This is a genomic window from Mesonia aquimarina (assembly GCF_003667275.1).
In the GTDB taxonomy this organism is placed as follows: Bacteria; Bacteroidota; Bacteroidia; order Flavobacteriales; family Flavobacteriaceae; genus Mesonia; species Mesonia aquimarina.
The window spans coordinates 1-21763 of record NZ_RCNV01000006.1 but is presented as its reverse complement, the minus strand read 5'-3'; the positions used below and the strand labels follow the sequence as shown (position 1 = coordinate 21763).

Genomic DNA, 21763 nt, shown 5'->3' with positions numbered 1-21763 from the left:
TTGGCTTATGCGAAACCTCATCATTAAAAGCGGAATTTTAGTTGCCATAGCTTTTCTGACTTACATCAGCTTTAACAGCATCATGCCGCAAGTCAATAATTACCAAGAAATTTTACCCTCCGGTTTTTCCATGCAAAATGCTTTTTTGCACGTGCAACATATTGGTAAAAAACCGCATTCCATAGGTACGCAAAACCACAGCGAAGTCCGCAATTACATAGTTAAAGAACTACAAGAACTCGGTTTACAAGTTCAAACTCAGAAAGACTATCAACTGAGTAAAGAGGGAACTTTTACCGCTCCTGAAAATATCATTACCCGCTTAGAAGGAAGTAATCCTAAACCAAAAAGCGACTTATTAATCTTAACGCATTATGACAGCGCGGTACACTCTTCACCCGGTGCTAGCGATGCGGGCTCTGGTGTTGCTACAATTTTGGAAAGCTTACGCGTTTTTTTAAAGGATCAAATTCAACATAAAAACAACATCATCATTTGTTTTACCGATGCTGAAGAAATCGGTTTAAATGGCGCCGCTCTCTTTGCTGAACAACATCCTTGGGCAGAAAATATTGGCTTGGTTTTAAATTTTGAAGCGCGTGGAAGCGGCGGACCTTCAAACACAATTTTAGAAACCAATTCTGGTAATTCTGCCTTAATTAAAGCGTTTGACGAAGCCAATCCACGTTTTCCTAACGCTACTTCATTAATGTACAGCGTTTATAAAAAATTACCGAACGATACTGATGCCACGGTTTTCCGAGAGGAAAAAGATATTCCTAGTTTCTTTTTTGCTTTTATCGATGACCATTTTGATTACCATACCGCAAACGATACCCCACAAAATTTAGATGCCAATTCACTGGCGCATCAAGCTACCTATCTTTCTGCGTTATTGCCCTATTTTGGTAATAAAGATTTAAGCAAATTGAATTCTACCCAAGAAAGTGTATACTTTAATTTTCCTTTTATCAAATTTGTACATTACCCCTACAACTGGATTTTTCCTACTGTATTACTAGCTTGGGGAATTTTTATTGGTCTTATTATTTACGGATTCAGAAAAAAACGCTTGACGGTAAAAAATGTGTTCAAAAGTTTTATTCCGTTGTTTATTTCACTTTTCGTAAGTGGAATAATAGGTTTTTTTACCTGGCCATTGCTAAATCAATTGTATGTAAACTATCAAGAAAACTTAAATGGCTTTCCTGCCAATGGACATTTTTATATTGGTTTTATTGTGTTTTTAACGCTCTCCATTTGTTTTTTTCTATACCATAATAAATCAATTGATCAAGAAAAACGTCCTAACATTTTTGTGGCGCCTCTTTTTATATGGCTAGTTTTAAATACTTTTCTTGCTTTTGCATTAAAGGGAGCCGCTTATTTTATAATCCCTATGTTTTTTAGCTTCATCGGTTTTTTTATACTCATAAAAAAAGCAAATGCATGGCTTGGGATTCAACTATTATTAGCCACTCCTGCCGTCTTTATTTTTGCTCCATTAATTCAGTTTTTTCCGGTAGGCCTGGGATTAAAAATGTTGGTCATTAGCGCCATTTTCACCGTATTACTATTTGGTTTATTGCTTCCTGTTTTTTCATTTTATCAGCGTAAAAAGGTGATCGGTTTTTTCTGTTTAATGATAAGTTTGCTCTTTTTCATTTTAGGTCATTCGCAAGCAAAATTTTCCGAAAAAAATCAAAAGCCTAATAGCTTAGTGTACTTATTAGATGTAACACAGCAAAAAGCCAGTTGGAACACCTATGACCATAAGCTAGATGATTACACAAAAAACTATTTAGCAGAAGAACATAAAATAAACGATTCTAGTATTTTTCACAGTAAATACAATAACCGATTTACCTACGCTGCACCGGCTCCGGTAAAGGCTATTCCTTCGGCTGATTTTTTTGTCGATTTAGATAGTACTATTCAGCAACAACATAAATTCACGGTAAAAATTGTTCCGACAAGAGACCTCAATCGTCTCGAAATTTTTGCGGACACAAGCTATGTATTTTCTGATCTTTCTGTAAATGGAAAGACGCCTTTAAAACTGAAAAATGAAGAAAAAGATTATTTCTACCAAAACCGAAAAACAAATAAATTACTAACCTATTATGCGATAGACCGCGATACCTTGCGTTTATCATTTACTGTTGAAAAAGATGTCTTTCCTGAATTAAGTATTTACGGAGCCAGTAACGATTTGTTAAAAAACGACTGGTTAAGCGTACCTAAACGAACAAAAAAAATGATGCCTAAGCCTTTTGTGCTGAACGATGCGATTATTACAAAACAAAAAATCGACACCAAAAAAGAATTAAAATGAAAACTATTGGCATTTTAGGATGCGGTTGGTTAGGGTTTCCCTTAGCCAAAAAATTGATCGGCGAAAGTTATAACGTACACGGAAGCACAACTTCTGCAGAAAAAGTTACCGATTTAGCTGAAGAAAAAATCAATCCTTTTTTAATTGAATTAACCGAAGAAAAAGTTGAAGGAAAAATTGAAGAATTTCTTGAAGATGTAAAAATTTTAATCATCGATATTCCGCCGGGATTACGAAAAGACCCATCCAGCAATTTCACTAAAAAAATAAATTTGCTTATCCATTTTGTGGAAAAAAGTACTGTCAAAAAAGTAATTTTTGTAAGCTCCACTTCTGTCTTTAAAGATGAATTTCCCTTTCCCACCTATTCTGAAAAAAGCAAAGCAAACGGAACATCCAATTCAGCAAGGCAACTCATCGCAGTTGAACAAGAACTATTACAGCATACAGCCTTTTCTACAACGATTATCCGTTTTGGCGGCTTAATAGGAGAAAAAAGACATCCCGTAAAATTTTTAGCAGGACGAGAAAAACTCTCCAATGGCAAAGCACCTATCAATTTAATTCATCAACAAGATTCTATTGATTTAATTGTAGCCTGTATAAACAAAGTTACGAACGCAAAAATTTTACACGGCGTTTTTCCTTATCACCCCTCAAAAGAAGAATACTACACACAAAAAGCAAAAAAGCTTAATTTAATTCCGCCTCATTTTTCGAGATCAAAAAAAGCAACCGGAAAAATTATTTCTGCCGAAGAAAGCTTACATACTTTGAATATTAAGTTTGAGTATCAACCTTAAATCATCATAGCTTGTTTTTAAGAGCAGTTTTAACTATCTTTATACAAGACTGTTATAAATCAAGCTATGAAACTCAAAACAGCTTTATCTATAGACCTGTCAAGCTACACCACAGGAACCTATGTGGTAACTCTAGTGGTTGATGGTAAAATAATAGAACATAAAAATTTAGTAATTCAATAACACAATCATTATGAAAACGATATTAAAATTTACCATAATCCTTATGAGCCTTACAGGCTTTACCCAAACTACTTCGATATATGATCCTAATTTTGAGCAGACTTTAATCGATTTAGGAATTGATAGTGATGGCGTGATAAACCAACAAGTTTTAACTTCAGATATAAACCAAGTTACGCATTTAGATTTAAGCACCTCAAATCACCTGCCAATAGAGGATATTGAAGGCATAGAGAATTTTACGGCTTTAAAAGTTTTAAATATTAGTGGGATTGGCTTTGAAAATATATTTGAATCAGATATAGCACCTTACTTAGACCTATCAACTTTAACAGCACTGGAAGAATTGTATTTTACTAGTGAAGGAGATGCCCACGAAAATGCATTATTTCACCTATTTTTGACAAACAATCCTAATTTAACCACCTTAGAATCCCTAGATGTGGGTTGGTTAGAAGTTATAGATTTAGAAGGAAGCGACGTCAACCTAAATAATTTAACTATGAATTTTACAGGAGACTGGCAAGACATCTGTATAAATGTAACAGATCCTGTTGCAGCTCAAAATGCGCAAGGCGTTTATGCAAGCTGGAACGTTACCTACAACTCACAAACCGGCGTTCTTTCCTATTCCGATGATTGTGAAATTTTACATACGGCTTCAAAAGAAAAAATAAATTTTAGCCTATACCCCAACCCGGCAAGCCATCAATTTCATATTAAATCAACTGAAAATTTAGATCAAATAAAACTTTACAATATACAAGGTAAACTGATAAAAACATTTCATCAGCAAGAAATCTACGATGTTTCGGATGTAGCTAGCGGAGTTTATTTTGTGAAGCTAAGAAGTGATCTGCAAGAATTAACTCAGAAGTTAATCGTTCAATAAAATAATCATTATGAAAACGATATTAAAATTTACCATAATCCTTATGGGTCTTACAGGCTTTGGCCAAACCACTCAAATTATTGATAATAATTTTGAACAAACTTTGATTGACCTAGGGATTGATAGTGACAATACAATTAATCAACAAGTGCTTACTGCAGACATTGTGCAAGTTACACACTTAGATTTGAGTATTTCTAACAATTTACCTATTAAGGCCTTAATAGGTATACAAGATTTTACGGCTTTAAAAGTTTTAAATATTAGTGGGGTTGGTTTTGTGAATGCTGGTGAATCAGATATAGCGCCTTACTTAGACTTATCAACTTTAACAGCACTGGAAGAATTGTATTTTACAAGCCAGGGAGCTACTTACGGCAATGAGTTGAATCATTTATTTTTAACCAACAATCCTAATTTAACCACCTTAGAATCTCTAGATGTGGGGTATCTAGACGTTATAGATTTAGAAGGAAGCGACGTCAACCTAACTAATTTATCTATGAATTTTACAGGAGACTGGCAAGACATTTGTATAAATGTAACAGATCCTGTTGCGGCTCAAAATGCACAAGGCGTTTATGCAAGCTGGAACGTTACCTACAACTCACAGACCGGCGTTCTTTCCTATTCAGATGATTGTGAAATTTTACATACGGCTTCAAAAGAAAAAATAAATTTTAGCCTATACCCCAACCCGGCAAATCACCAATTTCATATTACATCAACAAAAAAATTAGATCGAATAGAGCTTTACAATATACAAGGTAAACTGATAAAAACATTTCATCAACAAGAAACCTACGATGTTTCGGATGTAGCTAGCGGAGTTTATTTTGTGAAATTAAGAAGTGGTCAGCAAGTTTATACTCAAAAGCTGATTAAGAATTAAAAACAAACCATAAAAAAACTGTCTCAAAAGTAGTGAAACTTGTCATTCTGAACTTGATTCAGGTTGACGGAATCATCTTTTGAGACAGTCTATAATTTCATTCAAAATCGATTACCAAATAGAAACGCGATCTTTTGGGGCAATGTACATAGAATCGCCTTCTTTAATATCAAAAGCTTCGTAAAACGCATCTACATTCTGCAATGGAACATAAGCTCTGTATTGTCCCGGAGAATGCGGATCTGTCTTTATTTTAGAACGTAAAGCTTCATCACGCATTTTGGTTCTCCATACCGTTGCCCAGGATAAGAAGAAACGCTGTTCTGGCGTAAAGCCGTCAATTTTCCCCGGTCTTCCATGCTCTTTGTAATATTTCTGTAAACCATCATAGGCACCTAAAACCCCGCCTAAATCACCAATATTTTCTCCAAGTGTAAATTTACCGTTAATGTAAACACTGTCTAAAACTTCAATAGCACTGTATTGTTCTGCTAATTTGTTTCCGCGCTTAGTGAACTTTTCAAGATCTTCTTCGGTCCACCAATTGTTTAAGTTACCATCAGCATCAAAACGCGCTCCACTATCATCAAACGCATGAGAAATTTCATGACCAATTACCGCTCCTATTCCGCCATAATTTACAGCTGCATCTGCTTTATAATTGTAAAAAGGAGGTTGAAGAATTGCCGCAGGAAATACGATTTCATTATTAAACGGATTAAAATACGCATTTACGGTTTGCGGAGACATGCCCCACTCTGTTTTATCTACCGGTTCATTAATTTTAGATAAGTTATCTCTAAAATTCCATGCTGAAACCGCTACACTGTTCTGATAGAAATTATTTTCTGCATTAACGTCAAGCTTCGAATAATCTTCCCACTTATCAGGATAACCGATTTTCACCGTGAATTTATCTAATTTTTCAATTGCCTTTTTCTTGGTCTCATCACTCATCCAATCTAAACGCTCAATTCGTTCTTGGTAAGCTGCAATTACATTAGCGATCATTTCTTCAGCTTTAGCTTTTGCTTCCGGTGGAAACTTTGCATCAACATATAACTGACCTAAAGCTTCGCCTACACTTGCATTTACTGTAGAAAGTGCACGCTCATCTGCCGGACGTTGTTTTTTAGCTCCGTTTAAGGTTTTACTGTAAAAATCCCAATTCGCTTTTTCAATTTCGGTAGAAAGTTTACTTGCAGAATTGTTTAATGTAGCCCAACGCATAACCGTTTTTAACTCCTCTATATTTCCTTCAGCAAAAACAGTTTGTAGCTCATTCATATATTCAGGCTGCATAACCAGCACAGTATCTAATTCTTTTTCAACACCAAGATCACTAATATACTGTTTCCAATCTACTGCCGGTACCATTTTTTGTACTTGATCTAACGAACGTGGATTGTTGAAATTTCTAAAATCACGACTCGCTACCTTATCTAAACGTGGTTCTGCCAAGCGTGTTTCTAAAGCTAAAATAGTTTCGGCTTGTTGGCGCGCTTCTTCTTTAGAATCTCCTAAAAACTGAAGCATACGGGTGATATGATCTACGTATTGTGTTCTAATTTTTTTAGATTCGCTATCCTTTTTGGTATAGTAATCACGATCTGGCAAACCTAATCCGCCGGGCGTAATGTAAGCAGAGTTTATATCGCTATTACTCGGATTTGAAAAGGCTGCTAAACCAAAAAACGGATCAGCAATAATTGCCGAATTTTTTGCCACAACTTTTTGCAAATCAGTTACAGAGTTGATACTCGATATTCTTTCCAAGGCAGGAAGCAATGGCTGAATGCCTGCTTCATTTCTTGCCATCGTATCTAATTGCGATTCATAAAGGAATATTGCTTTTGCTTGATCTGTATTGGCTCCGTATTTTCCACTCTCTTTTGCCTTCGCAATGATTTCTAATACATCTTCATCGGTGCTTTTACGCAAAACTTGAAAACCTCCCCAAGAAGTACGCTCTTCAGGGATTTCGGTTTCTTTCATCCAGTTTCCGTTGACGTAATTATAAAAATCATTTTTAGGGCTCACCGTAGTATCCATGTATTCTATATCGATACCGGGCGTGCGCTCTTCGGCTTTTGCCACCTCTTTTTTATCGTCTTTACAAGCTACCAAGGTTAATGAGGCAGCTGCTAAAACTAAACTTTGTTTAAAATTAATTTTCATGATTTAATTGTATTGATCTATATATTAGTGATTAATAATTGAAAATTGTTACAGACTTTAGTCTGTTTTTTTTGCTTTGATAAAATTTTCTTCAAATGACTTTTTTAGTTGAACGACTTCACTAACATCCTCATTTGGAATGCTTATGGAAAGTACATAATGCTTAATTTTCCACTGACCGTTTCTTTTTTCTAAAACTCCGGAACCTCTGCACAAACCCATTTGAGTAGTTAAAAGTTCATCAAACCAAGCAATATTCTCATCTTTTTGATGATAAATAAAGCGCTCTAAAGTTGAAAAATCCCAGGCTTTTCCTTTATCAAAATAAGGTTTAGCATAAGCCATAAATTCTTTTTTAGTCCAATGTTCTGTCGGGTCGGTGCCTATAAAAATAGCCTGCGGTGCCAAGGCAGAAAAATAATCATCATAATTTGCTTCTGCAGCGGCTTTATGCCAATTGGTTAAGGTTCTAGCAATAACTTTTTCTTGTGCATAACCATGCAAGCAAAGAAAACTGAACACCGCTAAAAATAAATATCGTAAACGCATATTAGTTAGTTTTTATAGAATCTACAGCCTTATTTTCTGTTGTTTCTTGTAAAGTATCTGGCTGAATGGCATCATCAAATTCTGACTCCAGATCTTCCAGAGTTTTCAAATAAACTTCATTCAACTGAATTTTTAAATCGCCAAAGCTTTTATAAATCTCATTAACTAGCGTATCAATTCGCGCCGGTTCTACTCTTGGATTTTCTACATCTTGATGCAAAACCTGGGCTTGTGTAATCAATACTTTTATACGTGCATAAACGGGCGTTACTTTAAAGTCTTCAGGAAGTGTAGTTTTTACGGCAACTAAAGATTCAACTAAATTATTACTACCATTAATCACTTCTTGATATGTACTGTTTTCAAAACTTTCAATTTCATTTTTCAAAGTTAAATATGCACTCCAATTAGCTGTGGTTTCTTTGGCTTCCGTAATTAATTCAATCGTTCGGTTTGAAGAGAGTTTAACTTCTTTAGAAAGTGCTTCTGCTGTTTCTTGCTGAAAAGTTTTCTGTTTTTCTTCTTCCACCGCTTCTTCTTTACAGGCTATCAAAAAAAACGAACCGCAAATCGCTAAGTTTTTTAAGGTCCAAAAAAAATTCTTTCGTATCATTTTAAAAAATCTTGAAATATTTGATTTTGTAATAACCCATAAAAATTGTTCTTTTGAACTTTCGTTTTATAAGGCATTACAAATTTAGAAAATAAAAAGACTATGGCATTAAAAACCTTAATAATTGGCGCTTGCGGACAAATAGGAACCGAACTTACCTTAAGTTTACGCGAAAAATATGGAAAAGACAATGTAATTGCCGTTGACATTAGAGAAGGAAACGAAGAGTTAATGCAATCTGGTCCTTTTGAAACTGCCGATGCAACCGATTATAAAGCCATTGAAGATTTAGTAATGCATTATGAAATTGATGAAATTTATTTAATGGCGGCTATGCTTAGTGCCACAGCAGAAAAATTCCCGATGCGCGGCTGGCATCTAAATATGGATTCGCTTTTTAATGTTTTAAATCTTGCTAAAGATAAAAAAGTAAGTAAGGTTTTTTGGCCATCGAGTATTGCTGTTTTTGGTCCTTCTACGCCACAAGACCAAACGCCGCAAACTACCATTATGGAACCGACAACCGTTTACGGAATTAGCAAACAATCCGGAGAACGTTGGTGCGAATATTACCACAAGAAATATGGCGTTGATGTTAGAAGTATTCGTTATCCTGGTTTAATTAGTTACAAAACTGCACCGGGCGGCGGAACCACAGATTATGCTATAGAAATTTTCCACGAAGCTTTAGCTTCAAAAAAATACACGTCGTTCTTAAGCGAAGAAACTGCTTTACCAATGATGTTTATGGATGATGCCATAAAAGCAACTATGCAATTAATGGATGCTCCCGCTGAAAATTTAAGCATTAGATCTTCTTACAATTTAGGAGGAATTAGTTTTACCCCAAAACAATTAGCGGAAGAAATTAAAAAAGAAATAGCTGATTTTAGCATTGATTATGCTCCTGATTTTAGACAAGATATTGCCGAAACTTGGCCATCTAGTATAGACGACACTTTTGCCCAAAAAGATTGGAAATGGAAACATGATTTTGATCTACAAAAGATGACAAAAGCAATGCTGAGAGGCTTAAAAAAGCAAGCCTAATGAGTTAGACTAAAATTTCTAAGAGTTTATTTTTAGTAATCGGTTTAGTTAAATAGCCATCAATTTCTTTAAATTGTTTGGCTTTTTCTTTATCTAGTGAAGAAATGGAAGAGGTGGCTATGTAAATTTTATGCTTCTCGCCACAGGTTTTTTCTAGCTTTTTATATTCTTGAATAAATTGCCATCCGTCCATATTGGGCATATTTAAATCCAGTAGTATTATACTGCAGCAAACACCGTCTTTTTTAAATCTACTGATAGCATCTAAGCCATCATGAAAGAGCTTTACCTCAACATCATTACTTATGCTCTCTATGGTTTTTTTCATTAAAAACTGATAAATCTTATCGTCATCTATTATACAAAATTCCATAGTTTTTTATTTAAAGAGTAGACTAAATGTTGTTCCCTTATTTACTTTACTTTTCACCATTACTTTCGCATCTAAGGCTTCCAATTGACTTTTACTGATAAACAACCCCATTCCTTTGGCATCAGGATGATTAGTAAAGGTTTTGTACATACCAAATAGCTTCTCTTTGTTTTTAGCAAGGTCTATCCCTATTCCGTTATCCTTTATAGTAATAACTTTTAAGTCTCCGTGATCTTCAAACTTAATTTCTACTTCTGGAGTACGCTCTGGATGACTATACCTAATGGCATTGGAGATAAAGTTAAGTAAAATACTTTCAAAATAAGCGGCATTAAAATTTATATTATCGTTTTCTTTAACAATTGTCGAGATTTTAGCGCTTTTTGCTTTAATCTCTCCTCCTAAAGTTTTTAACACCCGATCTACGTATTTCTTAACCGACAAAGGCTCTACTACAATGTTTGTCTTTTTCTGAATATCTACGATATCATTAAGATCAAACAAAGTTTCATCTAAAGAATCTGATACGGATTGTAACATTTCCATCAATTGTTCTTGCTCTTTATCTTTTGATGAAGGCAACAACAAACTTAATAACGACTTAATATTAGCTGCGTGAGAACGTAAATTATGAGAAATAATATAAGAGAAGTTCAACAAACGCTGATTTTGCTGCAGGACCAAATCATAAGAATCGTTTAGTTTTTTTTCGGCTTGTTTTTCTTTGCTTACGTCTAATAAACTACCTTTTAATTTACAAACATTTCCATCTTCATCTTCTTCCGTTTCTACATGAATTAATATATGAGCAACTTTTCCGGGAGCTGGTTCTATTCTTACTTCATAAGGCTCTATACTTTTCCCGATTAAAAGCTGCTTATTAAAATACTTGTACTTTTCTACATCTGATTTATGAAAATAATCTAAAACTTCAGAAGAGTTTAGCGGCTTCCCTTCTGGTATATTAAAAATTTCGTACATACGTTTAGACCACGTAATTCTATCGGTCGCTATATCCCACTCCCAATAGGCTAACTTAGAAACACGTATGGCCATTTCCATACGTGTTTTTAATTCTTTTAAATGCTTTCGAGTTTTTTTCTTTTCAGTAATATCTTCAACAATAGTAATATAGCTTAAGCCTTGTTTGCTTTTAAAAGGAGAATTAGTTAGCCTAGCAAAAATAGGCATGCCGTCATTTCTAAGTAGTTTTACTTCTGCTTTCGAATTCTCTAAAAGGGTTTTTTTTTGAAACGAATCTTCTTCAATAAGTTCGTAAAAATTCTTGTGCTTTAATTCTTCTAAGCTTAACATCACTTTGTCGCAAAAACGCTTATTAGCTTCAATAAAAGCACCATTTTCAGCATTTACATGAACAATACCTACTCCGGCTTGATCAAAGATTGCCTTAAATTTCAATTCTGAATTTAGCAATTTAACTGTTTGTATTTTTACAATTTTTTGTAGCTCAGCGGGTCTTTTAAAAACGATAATGGTAAAAATTGAACAAATACCCGCCAATAAAAATCCGAATAATAAATAAGGAAGTGCTGCATAAAAAGGCTTATTAGGTTTTGTGGAAGCCACATAAATTGTCCAATCGCCTTCTTCTATCGTTAATTTTTCGGCATTTTTAAGGCTTATGTTTTTATCTTCTTCTAAGAAAAATTCTTCCTGTTTACTTAGCGGATTTACTTTTGAAAACTGAAAATATAATCCATTTTGTGATAATTGGTTTACCCCTGATTTATCGATTAAACGATCTAACTTTATAATAACAGCTGAAAATCCCCAGAATTTATTTTTAATAAAAATAGGAAGTCTACCCACCATGCCCATTCCGCCTTGTTTCAATTTTAATGGACCGGCAAAATACAATTGCTTAGTCTCTATAGCTTTTAGCGCTTCATCTTTTGTGGTTGGTGTATTTAATATATCTAAACCCAACGCTTCTTTATTGGCTTCAAAAGGATAAACATATTGTATAACTCCGTCAGGAACCAATTGGAGCGCATCTATACTGGTACTATTAGCTAATATCTTTTTTGATACCTCCGCAAAGTTTTTCGGCTTTCCTTCATCATCAATCGTTAAGGCCAAGGTAAACGTAGAGATATAACTATTTTTTAATGACTGATCTATATTTTGTTCAACTAATGCAAGTGCACTGTTTTTCTCCTTTCGCACATTTTCTTTTACCAAAGAATATTCTTGATAAGCAATTATGGTACTCAATAAAAAAACAAGGCAAAACACAAAGAAACCAGACAAATAAGGTCTAGTTAAAAACCAAGATAAATATTTTCTTTCTTCTTGCATTGGTATATCTATATTGTGAATTTAATAAAAAAACCCTAGCTATTTTACATTTTAAAAAACATTACAAGCTTTCTGTTAGCTAAAAACAAATTATTACCTTTAACTTCACTTAAAAAAAATGATATGGCAAAATCTTATTATGACCCCGCAGATTTAAGAAAATTTGGAGAAATTACAGAATGGAGTGAAGAGCTCGGTAAAAAATTTTTCGATTACTACGGAAAAGTATTTGAGGAAGGTGCACTTTCTGCACGCGAAAAATCACTGATTGCTTTAGCAGTCTCACATGTCGTAAAATGCCCGTATTGCATAGATGCATATACGCAAGATGGTTTACAACGCGGTATAACAAAAGAAGAAATGATGGAAGCCGTTCATGCAGGTGCAGCTATAGAAGGTGGCGCAAGCTTGGTACACGGTGTGCAGATGATGAATAAATATAAAAAATTATCGATGTAATTTTTTAACATCCAATTCTTTCTCATTTTCGTTAATATTATTGGCAAGTAAAGTACTTGCCAATTTCTATAATCGCTGAATTTGCTTTTATGACACAAAAATCTTTACACGCAAGAAAAGACGATCTATCAAACCCTGTAAAACAATTAGAGTTTTTAAGCAATGGTTTATTTGCTGAAGGCGAATTACCTACATTCAAACAAAAAGTTTCACAAACAGAAAACACGCCGCTAAAACCTAAAAAACTAGAGATTTTACAGATAAATTTGGGCTATATGTGCAATCAAACTTGTTCGCATTGTCACGTAGATGCCGGTCCTGACCGTAAAGAAATTATGACGGTAGAAACCATGAAAGATTGCTTAAAAGCAATTAAACAGACCGGCGCTCACACCTTAGATTTAACCGGCGGTGCCCCAGAGATGAATCCTAATTTTAGATGGTTTGTAAAAGAAGCTTCAAAAGTCGGTATCAAAGACATTATTGTTCGCTCTAATCTTACCATTATTGTGGCCAATAAAAAGTATCATGATTTACCACAGTTTTTTAAAGAACATAACGTACACGTAGTTTCTTCTCTTCCTTTTTATAAACGTGAAAAAACAGACAAGCAACGCGGAAAAGGTGTTTTTGACAGCTCCATAAGAGCATTAAAAATGCTAAATGAAGTTGGCTACGGTAAAGAAAACAGCGATTTAAAATTAGATCTTGTATATAATCCTTCAGGCGCTTTTCTTCCTACCGATCAAGAAGCGATGGAGAGAGATTTTAAAGAAGCGTTAAAAGAAGATTTTAATATCGAATTTAATAATCTTTTTGCAATCACTAATTTACCGATTAGCCGTTTTCTTGAGTTTTTAATTGCTTCAGAAAATTATGAAGATTATATGCATGCCTTAGTTGATGCTTATAATCCTGCAGCCGTAAAAAATGTAATGTGTAGAAATACACTTTCCATTAGTTGGGATGGCTATTTATATGATTGTGATTTTAATCAGATGTTAGAACTAAAGGTTGCCAGTAAGGTGCAACACATTAGCGACTATAATGAAAACGAATTACAAAATAGAAATATTATAATTTCGCAACATTGCTACGGTTGTACAGCTGGTGCTGGTAGCAGTTGCCAAGGAAGCGTAGCCTAATGAAAAAATTGATTTTTATGCTTTTATTTCTTCCTTTTATAAGTTGGGGACAAACAGATTTAGCCGAATTGCTTGCTAAAAAAAATACGGGTAATATTCCTTATATTTCGGTTGAACAATTAAAAATGGAAGTAAACCAAACCGGTTCTTTGCTAATTTTTGATGCCCGTGAAGCAGAAGAATATCAAGTAAGTCATCTAAAAAATGCGAAAGCTGTGGGATTTAAAGAGTTTTCAATCAAAAAAATTGAAGAAAACTACCCTAAAAAAAACCAAGAAATTGTCGTGTATTGTTCCCTCGGAATTCGTTCAGAAAAAATAGCGCAAAAATTAAAAAATGCCGGCTATACCGAGGTGAAAAATTTATACGGCGGCATTTTTGAATGGAAAAACAATAATTTTCCTGTAGTTGATTCTACCCAAAATGAAACCAATCGTATTCACGCCTATTCTAAAAAATGGGGAAAATGGCTGAAAAAAGGAGAAAAAGTGTATTAAAAATTCTTCTGAAAATTTAATTTATGCATCAAAAAACTCCAAGTTCAGCCAAATTATTATTGGTTTTTGTACGCCACCCGGAATTGGGAAAATGCAAAACACGCTTAGCAAAATCTATTGGTAACGAAGCCGCTTTAGAAATCTATAAAACATTATTGTCACATACCGCTTCAATAATTAAAAACATAGATGCCGACAAACAAATTTGGTACACCGAAGATGTAGTAGAAAACGATTTATGGCAACGGGATTATTTCAGCAAAAAACAACAACATGGAAATGATTTAGGAGAACGCATGCAATTTGCTTTTCAAGAAGGTTTTCAGGCAGGCTACCGACAAATTGTTATTGTTGGAAGTGATATTTATGACCTCTCAGAAAAAATTATAAGCGATGCTTTTTCAGCTTTAGATCAGGATGATTATGTAATTGGCCCCGCAAAAGATGGCGGTTATTATTTATTGGGTATGAATCAGTTAAACTCCGCAGTATTTCAAAATAAAAAATGGAGTACAGCTAGCGTTTTTAAAGACACCTTAAAAAGCATGAGCAATAAAAAAGTAACTTTGCTACCCGAACTTAATGATATTGATGTGGTAGACGATATTCGCCCCATAAAAGCATTTCAAAAATATTTATAAGCAGATGAAATATATTGAACAAACCGTAAAATATTTACAAAATAAAGGATTCGAAAACCCGGAAATCGGTATCATTTTAGGTACCGGTTTAGGTAAATTACTAGACGAGGTAAAAATTATAGCCGATGTTAGTTACAACCATATTCCTAACTTCCCAACCGCCACAGTAGAATTTCATAAAGGGCATTTAATCTTCGGAGAATTAGAAGGAAAAAAAGTGGTTATTATGCAAGGCCGCTTTCATCTATATGAAGGTTACGGATTTCAAGATGTTACCTTTCCGGTAAGAATTATGCATCGCTTAGGTATTAAAAAATTATTGGTTTCTAATGCTTCGGGAGCGATTAACCCAAACTTTAAAAAAGGAGAATTAATGCTTATTGACGATCATATTAATTTGCAAGGTGGCTCTCCCTTAGCCTTTAAAGGGGTTTCTCAATATGGAGAGCGTTTTGTAGATATGAGTTACCCGTATGATCAAAACATCAATAAAAATATTGAAGCTATTGCCAAAGAAAAAAACATTCAGCTGCATAAAGGTGTTTATGCTTCGGTAGTTGGTCCTCAATTAGAAACGCGTGCAGAATACCGCTATTTAAATATTATTGGTGCCGATGCTGTAGGAATGAGTACCGTGCCCGAAGTCATTGTAGCCAATCATTTAAAACTTCCTGTTGCCGCTGTATCTGTCTTAACAGACGAATGTAATCCGGACGATTTACAACCGGTAGATGTAAAGGATATTATTGCGATGGCAGCCTTGGCAGAACCAAAAATGATTCAGCTTTTTAAAGAACTTATTAAAAACATAGAAACAGAATGAGCTACTTAGAAACCACAAAAAATGTCTATAAAGATGCAGCCCTAACGCCAGATGTTGGCTTGTGTTGTACAACCAATCCGGTGGGGGAATTACCGGGATTAAAGATTCCTAAAATCATGCAAGAAATGAATTATGGTTGCGGAAGCACCGTTCATGCACGTGATTTAGTAGATAATCCCAAAACACTTTATGTTGGTGTAGGTGGCGGAATGGAGTTATTGCAATTCGCTTATTTTTCGCGTCAAGAAAACGGCGTGATCGGAATTGATGTGGTAGATGAAATGCTAGCAGCCTCTAGAAAAAATTTCAAAGAAGCTGAAGAAGTAAACCCGTGGTTCAACAGTAATTTTGTTGATTTAAGAAAAGGAGATGCGCTTCACCTTCCGGTAGAAGATAACTCAATTGATGTAGCGGCGCAAAACTGTTTATTCAATATTTTTAAAACTGAAGAACTAAAAAAAGCTATTGCCGAAATGTATCGCGTACTTAAACCTCACGGAAGGTTAGTAATGAGCGATCCTATTTGTGAGCAAGAAATGAATGAAAGCTTACGCAACGATGAACGTTTACGCGCCCTTTGTTTAAGCGGAAGTTTACCATTACAGGAATATGTAAAAATGCTTACCGATGCCGGTTTTGGAACTATTGAAATTAGAGCAAAAAAACCCTATCGAATTTTAGATCCCAAAAATTATCCGACAGAAGAATTAATTTATATTGAAAGTATAGAAGTAGCGGCTATAAAAGACCCTATGCCAGAAGATGGACCCTGTATTTTTACTGGAAAGGCGGCTATATATTTTGGTGAAGATGATTTTTTTGATGATCAAAAAGGACATGTGCTTCTTAAAAATCAACCGCTTGCCGTTTGCGACAAAACCGCAAAAGCTTTACAAGGTTTAAACAGAGAAGATATTTTTATCAGCGAATCGACTTTTCACTATGATGGTGGTGGATGCTGTTAATAAAAAGAGGGATTGTTTTATGTAACAATCCCTCTTTTTATTCATCTAAAATTCTGGCATACTTCCTAATTTCTTTCAAATTCGTCACTCTGAACTCGATTGAGGGTCTCATAAAGCTTTGCTAATCATATGATTAGATCTGTTCCGATAGCTACCGGAATAAATTCAGAATGACAGCTCTAATTACTTTTTAGACATCCCTTTTATTTTCTATAGAATTCTAATTAATCTCTGGTGATTTCTAAAATTTCAAAAGCCATCGTTCCGTTTGGAACTTGAATATCGGCTTTATCTCCAACTTCTTTTCCTAATAAACCTTTACCAATTGGAGAGTCTACAGAAATTTTACCCGATTTTAAATCGGCTTCACTCTGCGCTACTAATTTATATTTTACTTCAGCACCATTGCTCGTATTTTTAATTTTAACGGTACTATGTATTAATACTTTAGAAGTATCTAATTGCGATTCATCTATAATACGTGCATTAGAAACTACTTCTTCCAGTTTAGAAATTTTCATTTCTAATAAACCTTGAGCCTCTTTTGCAGCGTCATATTCAGCATTTTCACTTAAATCTCCTTTATCCCTAGCATCAGCAATGGCTTGTGAAGCTCTTGGACGCTCAACATCTTTTAATTGATTTAATTCGTCTTTTAATTTTTTTAATCCTTCAGCAGTATAATAAGATACTTTACTCATGACTTCTTCGTTTATATATACAAAAAGAATCCCACTTCCATGGGATTCAGCTAAAACAAATATAATAAATTTTACCAAGCTTAACAATCATGTTATCTTGCAACACAAATTTTTATGATGAAAAAAATAATATACGCTTTTTTAGGATTGGTTCTTTTTGCCGCTTGCGATGATGATGACAGCAGACAAGATAATCCCTATCTTTTTGATTTGAATTTTAGCTTTTTGGTAGATCTAAGTTTGCCACAATATAATGGGTTGAACTTTCCTTCAAATCCGGTTTATATCAATAATTATGGACATGGCGGAATTATTTTAATGAATACCGGCGGAAATTCCTATGTAGCGTTTGATGCTGCAGATCCTAATCACGTGCCAAAGGGATGTTCTGTTTTAGAAATTGATGGACTGGAAGGAACCTGCCAGTGCGAAGATCATAACCGTTACAACCTGATTACGGGACAGTTTATTGAAGGTGAGAATTTAAAATACACCCTATATCCTTACCGCGTAACAGACAATGGTAATGGAACCCTGACAGTGAGCAATTAACCTTCTTAATATAATTTATAATCCATCTTTTAATGGTGGTAGGGTTAATTCCGTAGAGTTTTTCAATGGTAAATTCTTCTAAAATTTTCAATTTAAACGATTCGCTGTAACGCCTGATTACTTTATCATTTTTATACATAATTATTAAAATTATGTAGCCTTATTTTCGGACGAGTGAAATAGATAAGACAAACAATCTTTATTAGCTATAAGTTTCCTCTAGAGCATCAATTTGTATAATGAATAACCTCTATAGCATTCTTCTATGTTTTTATTTATATGATAAATTCTTTTAAGATTTGGGTATATATTTAAGTATAACTTATCTTATAAAGTAGTGCTCATCAAATTACTTCCTTAAGTTGTCTTCTTTCTTATTTTGTTTTGCTATATTAATAGCAGTTATAGTTCAGAATACTGAAGTGGTCTATAGTTTTTAGTCTTTTTTTAATTCAATAAAAATATTTCAGCATATGATAAAAGTGAAGCTTTCTTGCTTTAATCATCGTGGAAAACTACAATTGGGAATTCATTTTGATTATGATGACACTTTAATTTCAGTCACTAAGAAATTAAAAGACGTGCGTTGGTCTAAGACGAAGGCTTGCTTTTATGTACCTTTTAGTACCGAATGTAAGCAACAAGTTTATTTACACTATAGGAAACAGGGATATTTTGTAGATTATGAAGCGATTAAGCATGTTAAGATTCCTGTACCCAAAAAGAAGTTAGTCAATAAGAAACCAAAGCTTCAAAAGGAATTAGATAAAATAGACAAAAAAACCTTGTGGGAATATGTACGCTACTTACGAGGAAAGCGATATAGCGAGCAAACAGTGCGCACCTATTATTCGTTTATTTTGAGATTCTTACGGTTTAAAAGTAAAGAAAATGGTAACCTATCTAAGCGCGATTATGAGCTTTTTCTAGAGTATATTACTCGTCAAAATTATTCTATAAGTTCTCATAGGCAATGTGTGAGCGCCTTAAAGCATTTTTCTAGTCTTTATAAACCGAAAGATACCATTGATTTTACTCACTTACGCCCCAAGAAATCTAAACAACTACCTATTGTTTTATCTCGTAGGGAAATTATAAGCATTTTACAGCACACCAGAAACATTAAACATCGATTAATATTAGGCTTACTTTATTCTTCCGGTTTACGAATTGGGGAATTGTTGAGTTTGCGCACCAGGGATATTGACGTAGATAGAAAGCAAATTTTTGTATACCGTGGGAAGGGCAGAAAAGATAGGTTTGCTATTTTATCTGACGGAATACTTCCGCTACTTTCTAATTATATAGCCACTTATCAGCCGAATTTTTATTTAGTTGAGGGACAAAATGAAAAGCGATATAGTGCCGAAAGTGTACGTGCTTTTTTAAAAACATCATGCAAACGTGCCGGGATAAACAAGAAAGTAACTCCCCATACATTACGCCATAGTTTTGCTACGCATATGCTTGAGGACGGTATAGATATTAGGTATATACAAGAGCTATTAGGACACAGCAGACCAGAGACAACTATGATTTATACGCATATTAGCCGACAAGATTTATTACAAATTAAAAGTCCGTTAGATACGGCATTAGATAATTTATCTACTTCTTATAAAGATAACAAAAAAGTTCTGTTATCCCGTAACAGTTTGATATAAAACCATATATTTGTTGGTATATAACTAGTTACACGCAAGCTAAAAAAAAGAGCTTCTTCCCTATTTTAAGTTTTGAGTTTTAACGAAAAAATTTTTGCGGAAATTAAACTAAATTGAAAATGGAAATTTTAAACTAACTCGAAGAATAAACCTTTAGAATCAAGTCTGGCAAAAGAAATCGTCAGAATTGAAAATCACTCTGGAAATAGGAATTGAGTTTTGATCAGCCAAACGGAATTGTATTCTTAGACTAAAGACAAGCTCGCCAAAATGTTGGAATTTGAAAATCGCAACGGAAAAATTAATCTGAAAATTGGAAAGTCATTTAAGAATTGGAAAATCAGAATAAATCATAAGATGAAAACTCACGATAACGAAAAAAATCGATTCTAAGAGACTTTAGAAATGAAATTCAAAAGCTGAAATTCTTTTTGATTCTATGAATCAAGCCTGCGTGTAACAATGCATATACTTAATGCTCGGGTCAGTGATGAAAAAATAAGTTTGAGTATTTTTATAAAAGTCTGTAAATTGAAAACAAAATAAAAGCTAATTAAGGTCGCACTAAAGTATATGCTAGACCGTTGTAAACAAGCTAAAAAACGAAAACTATGATACATTTAATTTGGTCAATAATAAACGGAATAATTGTTATTTACTTTCTTTATCTGATTGTTGGATTTATTGCAAAAGGAAAGAAAATATTTAAACCACAATTTAAAGTTGTCTCAATTTTCATTATGGTAATCGGAATTGTTCAAATAATTTCAGCTTCCGATTCTGAGAAAAATTCCAATCGAATTTCAATAACTGAAGATTATAATAGAAAAAACAACTCAGCAATAAAACAAGTGAAATTGGAGGACAATTGGACTTTTGATATAAATATGCTTGTAAAATATTCGATAGAAGAAAATCAATATATCCCAATTGAAAGTAACAGTTTTTTGACTGGACTTGTGAGTGGTTATGTGTGGGAATTTAAATCAATTGATACAAAAAATTTGAATTCCAATGGAAAAGCCGAATTTTTTGCTAACGGAATTTTGAAATGGAATCTTTTTGGAATTACGGTATACAGTGAGTCTAAAACTTTTAATGGAACAATTGAATAAAAGCCAGTTTACAACACCGTATAACAACAATTGCGGCTTTGTGTCCTGCGGACACAACCGCGCAAGCATAAAAGTCGGTAATTTTAGCTATTTTAGTTTCAAACCGATCCGCAACTGATTGTTATACAAGACCGTTGTAACCAATGCGAGAAAAACGAAATAAACGATGAACCGAATTTTAATAATTCTATTTCTACTTATAAACTTGACTGCTTGTGCTCAAATTCAAGTTGATATTCCAAAAAACTTTCACGAAACTGAAATACCAGAAGTCAGTTCTGACAAATGGTTTGAATTGAATCACTCTCGAAATGAATTTGGTGTAAAAATCATAGATAATAAACTGAATATAGAAAAAGTAAAAGAAAGAAATACAGCGGAATTAAAAATAGATGGAGGAAAATTAATCGGAATTAATCGTGGAGAATGGGGCGGAAAATTATCATTTGTTCCGAACGATAAAGACAAAAAAGAAATAGAAATAAAAGAAGGAAATATCAAGTTCGTTTTTGAATTTAATGACAAAATCTATTTTATAGAAGGACTTGCCCATTTATCGTATAGCGGAGGAGCAATTTTTGAATTAAAAAATGAAGGAGAGAATTTTACCTACGAAAACATAATGGAATTTGACGATGCACCAGAGGCTTTTACGATTTATGGAAATAAGTTATTAATAGCCACACATCAGAATTTTTATGTAGTTGAAGATTTTAAAAAAGAATTGATTTTTGAAAATACTTTTTGGTCAAGTTTATATCCGAATTCAATTGCGGTAGTTGATAACGAAAATGTTTATATGGGAATTAGAAGCGGATTAGTAAAATTAGATTTGACTAATAAAAATATTACATTTTATAAATATATTGAATAAAGCACTGGTTACAACAATGGTAGCCGTTGCACAAGCCCTAAATTTTAAAAACACTTCATCAATATAAGCCGCTTTTAGCGGTTTTTATTTTTAAATTCCATAGCGTTGGGTGAAAAATTAAGTTCCTTGAAAGTGAGCTA

21 protein-coding genes are annotated in these 21763 nt (G+C 33.8%); 15 read left to right on the top strand and 6 right to left on the bottom strand.

Annotation, left to right across the window (positions count from 1 at the left end; all coding sequences use genetic code 11):
* The first annotated feature begins 7 nt into the window (after positions 1-7).
* The 4 genes from D9R05_RS09040 to D9R05_RS09025 all read left to right on the top strand — a co-directional run bounded on the left by D9R05_RS09040 (position 8) and on the right by D9R05_RS09025 (position 5105).
* The gene (locus tag D9R05_RS09040) at positions 8-2335 is read left to right on the top strand and encodes a M20/M25/M40 family metallo-hydrolase (RefSeq protein ID WP_121666905.1); all 2328 of its coding nucleotides are present in this window, start codon (positions 8-10) and stop codon (positions 2333-2335) included.
* On the top strand, positions 2332-3138 hold the full coding sequence (locus D9R05_RS09035) for an NAD(P)H-binding protein (protein ID WP_121666904.1): 807 nt from the start codon (positions 2332-2334) through the stop codon (positions 3136-3138). The genes D9R05_RS09040 and D9R05_RS09035 overlap by 4 nt, the downstream gene beginning before the upstream one ends.
* 193 nt (positions 3139-3331) lie before the next feature.
* Positions 3332-4213 (top strand): T9SS type A sorting domain-containing protein, encoded by an 882-nt coding sequence (locus tag D9R05_RS09030; protein ID WP_121666903.1) that lies wholly within the window; start codon positions 3332-3334, stop codon positions 4211-4213.
* A gap of 10 nt (positions 4214-4223) precedes the next feature.
* A complete protein-coding gene (locus tag D9R05_RS09025; RefSeq protein ID WP_121666902.1) occupies positions 4224-5105 on the top strand; it encodes a T9SS type A sorting domain-containing protein in 882 nt (293 codons plus the stop codon).
* A 111-nt stretch (positions 5106-5216) separates the two neighbouring features.
* On the opposite strand, the gene D9R05_RS09020 is transcribed toward D9R05_RS09025, so the two are convergent.
* The 3 genes from D9R05_RS09020 to D9R05_RS09010 are packed head-to-tail and all read right to left on the bottom strand — an operon-like array spanning position 5217 to position 8445.
* Positions 5217-7283, bottom strand: a complete 2067-nt coding sequence (locus D9R05_RS09020) for a M13 family metallopeptidase (protein WP_121666901.1) — start codon at positions 7281-7283, stop codon at positions 5217-5219.
* Between the two features lie 57 nt (positions 7284-7340).
* Positions 7341-7832, bottom strand: coding sequence for a nuclear transport factor 2 family protein (locus D9R05_RS09015; protein ID WP_121666900.1), 492 nt, complete (start codon positions 7830-7832; stop codon positions 7341-7343).
* Between the two features lies 1 nt (position 7833).
* Positions 7834-8445: a hypothetical protein gene (locus D9R05_RS09010; RefSeq protein WP_121666899.1), complete on the bottom strand. Its 612-nt coding sequence runs from the start codon at positions 8443-8445 to the stop codon at positions 7834-7836.
* Between the two features lie 102 nt (positions 8446-8547).
* Here D9R05_RS09010 and D9R05_RS09005 point away from each other — a divergent pair, with 102 nt between their 5' ends.
* Positions 8548-9495, top strand: a complete 948-nt coding sequence (locus tag D9R05_RS09005; protein WP_121666898.1) for an NAD-dependent epimerase/dehydratase family protein — start codon at positions 8548-8550, stop codon at positions 9493-9495.
* A gap of 4 nt (positions 9496-9499) precedes the next feature.
* On the opposite strand, the gene D9R05_RS09000 is transcribed toward D9R05_RS09005, so the two are convergent.
* Positions 9500-9868, bottom strand: a complete 369-nt coding sequence (locus D9R05_RS09000) for a response regulator (protein ID WP_121666897.1) — start codon at positions 9866-9868, stop codon at positions 9500-9502.
* Between the two features lie 6 nt (positions 9869-9874).
* Positions 9875-12187 carry a PAS domain S-box protein gene (locus D9R05_RS08995; protein WP_121666896.1) on the bottom strand — a complete coding sequence of 771 codons (2313 nt, stop codon included), beginning with the start codon at positions 12185-12187 and terminating at the stop codon, positions 9875-9877.
* A gap of 123 nt (positions 12188-12310) precedes the next feature.
* Between D9R05_RS08995 and D9R05_RS08990 the strand changes: the two genes are divergently transcribed.
* The 6 genes from D9R05_RS08990 (at position 12311) to arsM (ending at position 16717) form a co-directional block, all read left to right on the top strand.
* Positions 12311-12646 carry an arsenosugar biosynthesis-associated peroxidase-like protein gene (locus tag D9R05_RS08990; protein WP_121666895.1) on the top strand — a complete coding sequence of 112 codons (336 nt, stop codon included), beginning with the start codon at positions 12311-12313 and terminating at the stop codon, positions 12644-12646.
* 89 nt (positions 12647-12735) lie between these two features.
* Positions 12736-13791: an arsenosugar biosynthesis radical SAM (seleno)protein ArsS gene (gene arsS / locus D9R05_RS08985; RefSeq protein ID WP_121667041.1), complete on the top strand. Its 1056-nt coding sequence runs from the start codon at positions 12736-12738 to the stop codon at positions 13789-13791.
* 17 nt (positions 13792-13808) lie between these two features.
* Entirely contained in the window at positions 13809-14288 is a 480-nt protein-coding gene (locus tag D9R05_RS08980; RefSeq protein ID WP_240463011.1) for a rhodanese-like domain-containing protein, read from the top strand.
* Positions 14289-14311: 23 nt separating this feature from the next.
* On the top strand, positions 14312-14929 hold the full coding sequence (locus tag D9R05_RS08975) for a TIGR04282 family arsenosugar biosynthesis glycosyltransferase (RefSeq protein WP_121666893.1): 618 nt from the start codon (positions 14312-14314) through the stop codon (positions 14927-14929).
* 4 nt (positions 14930-14933) lie between these two features.
* A complete protein-coding gene (locus D9R05_RS08970; protein WP_121666892.1) occupies positions 14934-15752 on the top strand; it encodes a purine-nucleoside phosphorylase in 819 nt (272 codons plus the stop codon).
* Positions 15749-16717, top strand: a complete 969-nt coding sequence (gene arsM / locus D9R05_RS08965; RefSeq protein ID WP_121666891.1) for an arsenosugar biosynthesis arsenite methyltransferase ArsM — start codon at positions 15749-15751, stop codon at positions 16715-16717. The genes D9R05_RS08970 and arsM overlap by 4 nt, the downstream gene beginning before the upstream one ends.
* A 224-nt stretch (positions 16718-16941) precedes the next feature.
* Here arsM and greA read toward each other — a convergent pair whose 3' ends face one another.
* Complete coding sequence (gene greA / locus D9R05_RS08960) at positions 16942-17418, bottom strand: transcription elongation factor GreA (protein ID WP_121667040.1); 477 nt, start codon at positions 17416-17418, stop codon at positions 16942-16944.
* A 117-nt stretch (positions 17419-17535) separates the two neighbouring features.
* Here greA and D9R05_RS15495 point away from each other — a divergent pair, with 117 nt between their 5' ends.
* From D9R05_RS15495 to D9R05_RS08940, 4 genes are all read left to right on the top strand, one after another.
* Positions 17536-17970 carry a hypothetical protein gene (locus D9R05_RS15495; RefSeq protein ID WP_162984934.1) on the top strand — a complete coding sequence of 145 codons (435 nt, stop codon included), beginning with the start codon at positions 17536-17538 and terminating at the stop codon, positions 17968-17970.
* Positions 17971-18443: 473 nt separating this feature from the next.
* Entirely contained in the window at positions 18444-19634 is a 1191-nt protein-coding gene (xerA, locus tag D9R05_RS08950) for a site-specific tyrosine recombinase/integron integrase (protein ID WP_121666890.1), read from the top strand.
* A 611-nt stretch (positions 19635-20245) separates the two neighbouring features.
* On the top strand, positions 20246-20749 hold the full coding sequence (locus D9R05_RS08945; protein WP_121666889.1) for a hypothetical protein: 504 nt from the start codon (positions 20246-20248) through the stop codon (positions 20747-20749).
* A 166-nt stretch (positions 20750-20915) separates the two neighbouring features.
* Positions 20916-21623, top strand: coding sequence for a hypothetical protein (locus tag D9R05_RS08940; protein WP_121666888.1), 708 nt, complete (start codon positions 20916-20918; stop codon positions 21621-21623).
* Positions 21624-21763 lie beyond the last annotated feature (140 nt).

Coding starts and splice junctions, on each gene's coding strand:
- D9R05_RS08975 (WP_121666893.1), top strand. CDS start 14,312: ATGCATCAAAAAACTCCAAGTTCAGCCAAATTATTATTGGTTTTTGTA.
- D9R05_RS08970 (WP_121666892.1), top strand. CDS start 14,934: ATGAAATATATTGAACAAACCGTAAAATATTTACAAAATAAAGGATTC.
- D9R05_RS08980 (WP_240463011.1), top strand. CDS start 13,809: ATGCTTTTATTTCTTCCTTTTATAAGTTGGGGACAAACAGATTTAGCC.
- D9R05_RS08945 (WP_121666889.1), top strand. CDS start 20,246: ATGATACATTTAATTTGGTCAATAATAAACGGAATAATTGTTATTTAC.
- arsM (WP_121666891.1), top strand. CDS start 15,749: ATGAGCTACTTAGAAACCACAAAAAATGTCTATAAAGATGCAGCCCTA.
- D9R05_RS09040 (WP_121666905.1), top strand. CDS start 8: ATGCGAAACCTCATCATTAAAAGCGGAATTTTAGTTGCCATAGCTTTT.
- D9R05_RS08940 (WP_121666888.1), top strand. CDS start 20,916: ATGAACCGAATTTTAATAATTCTATTTCTACTTATAAACTTGACTGCT.
- D9R05_RS08995 (WP_121666896.1), bottom strand. CDS start 12,187: ATGCAAGAAGAAAGAAAATATTTATCTTGGTTTTTAACTAGACCTTAT.
- D9R05_RS15495 (WP_162984934.1), top strand. CDS start 17,536: ATGAAAAAAATAATATACGCTTTTTTAGGATTGGTTCTTTTTGCCGCT.
- D9R05_RS09015 (WP_121666900.1), bottom strand. CDS start 7,832: ATGCGTTTACGATATTTATTTTTAGCGGTGTTCAGTTTTCTTTGCTTG.
- D9R05_RS09005 (WP_121666898.1), top strand. CDS start 8,548: ATGGCATTAAAAACCTTAATAATTGGCGCTTGCGGACAAATAGGAACC.
- arsS (WP_121667041.1), top strand. CDS start 12,736: ATGACACAAAAATCTTTACACGCAAGAAAAGACGATCTATCAAACCCT.
- D9R05_RS09000 (WP_121666897.1), bottom strand. CDS start 9,868: ATGGAATTTTGTATAATAGATGACGATAAGATTTATCAGTTTTTAATG.
- D9R05_RS09030 (WP_121666903.1), top strand. CDS start 3,332: ATGAAAACGATATTAAAATTTACCATAATCCTTATGAGCCTTACAGGC.
- D9R05_RS09025 (WP_121666902.1), top strand. CDS start 4,224: ATGAAAACGATATTAAAATTTACCATAATCCTTATGGGTCTTACAGGC.
- D9R05_RS08990 (WP_121666895.1), top strand. CDS start 12,311: ATGGCAAAATCTTATTATGACCCCGCAGATTTAAGAAAATTTGGAGAA.
- greA (WP_121667040.1), bottom strand. CDS start 17,418: ATGAGTAAAGTATCTTATTATACTGCTGAAGGATTAAAAAAATTAAAA.
- D9R05_RS09010 (WP_121666899.1), bottom strand. CDS start 8,445: ATGATACGAAAGAATTTTTTTTGGACCTTAAAAAACTTAGCGATTTGC.
- D9R05_RS09035 (WP_121666904.1), top strand. CDS start 2,332: ATGAAAACTATTGGCATTTTAGGATGCGGTTGGTTAGGGTTTCCCTTA.
- xerA (WP_121666890.1), top strand. CDS start 18,444: ATGATAAAAGTGAAGCTTTCTTGCTTTAATCATCGTGGAAAACTACAA.
- D9R05_RS09020 (WP_121666901.1), bottom strand. CDS start 7,283: ATGAAAATTAATTTTAAACAAAGTTTAGTTTTAGCAGCTGCCTCATTA.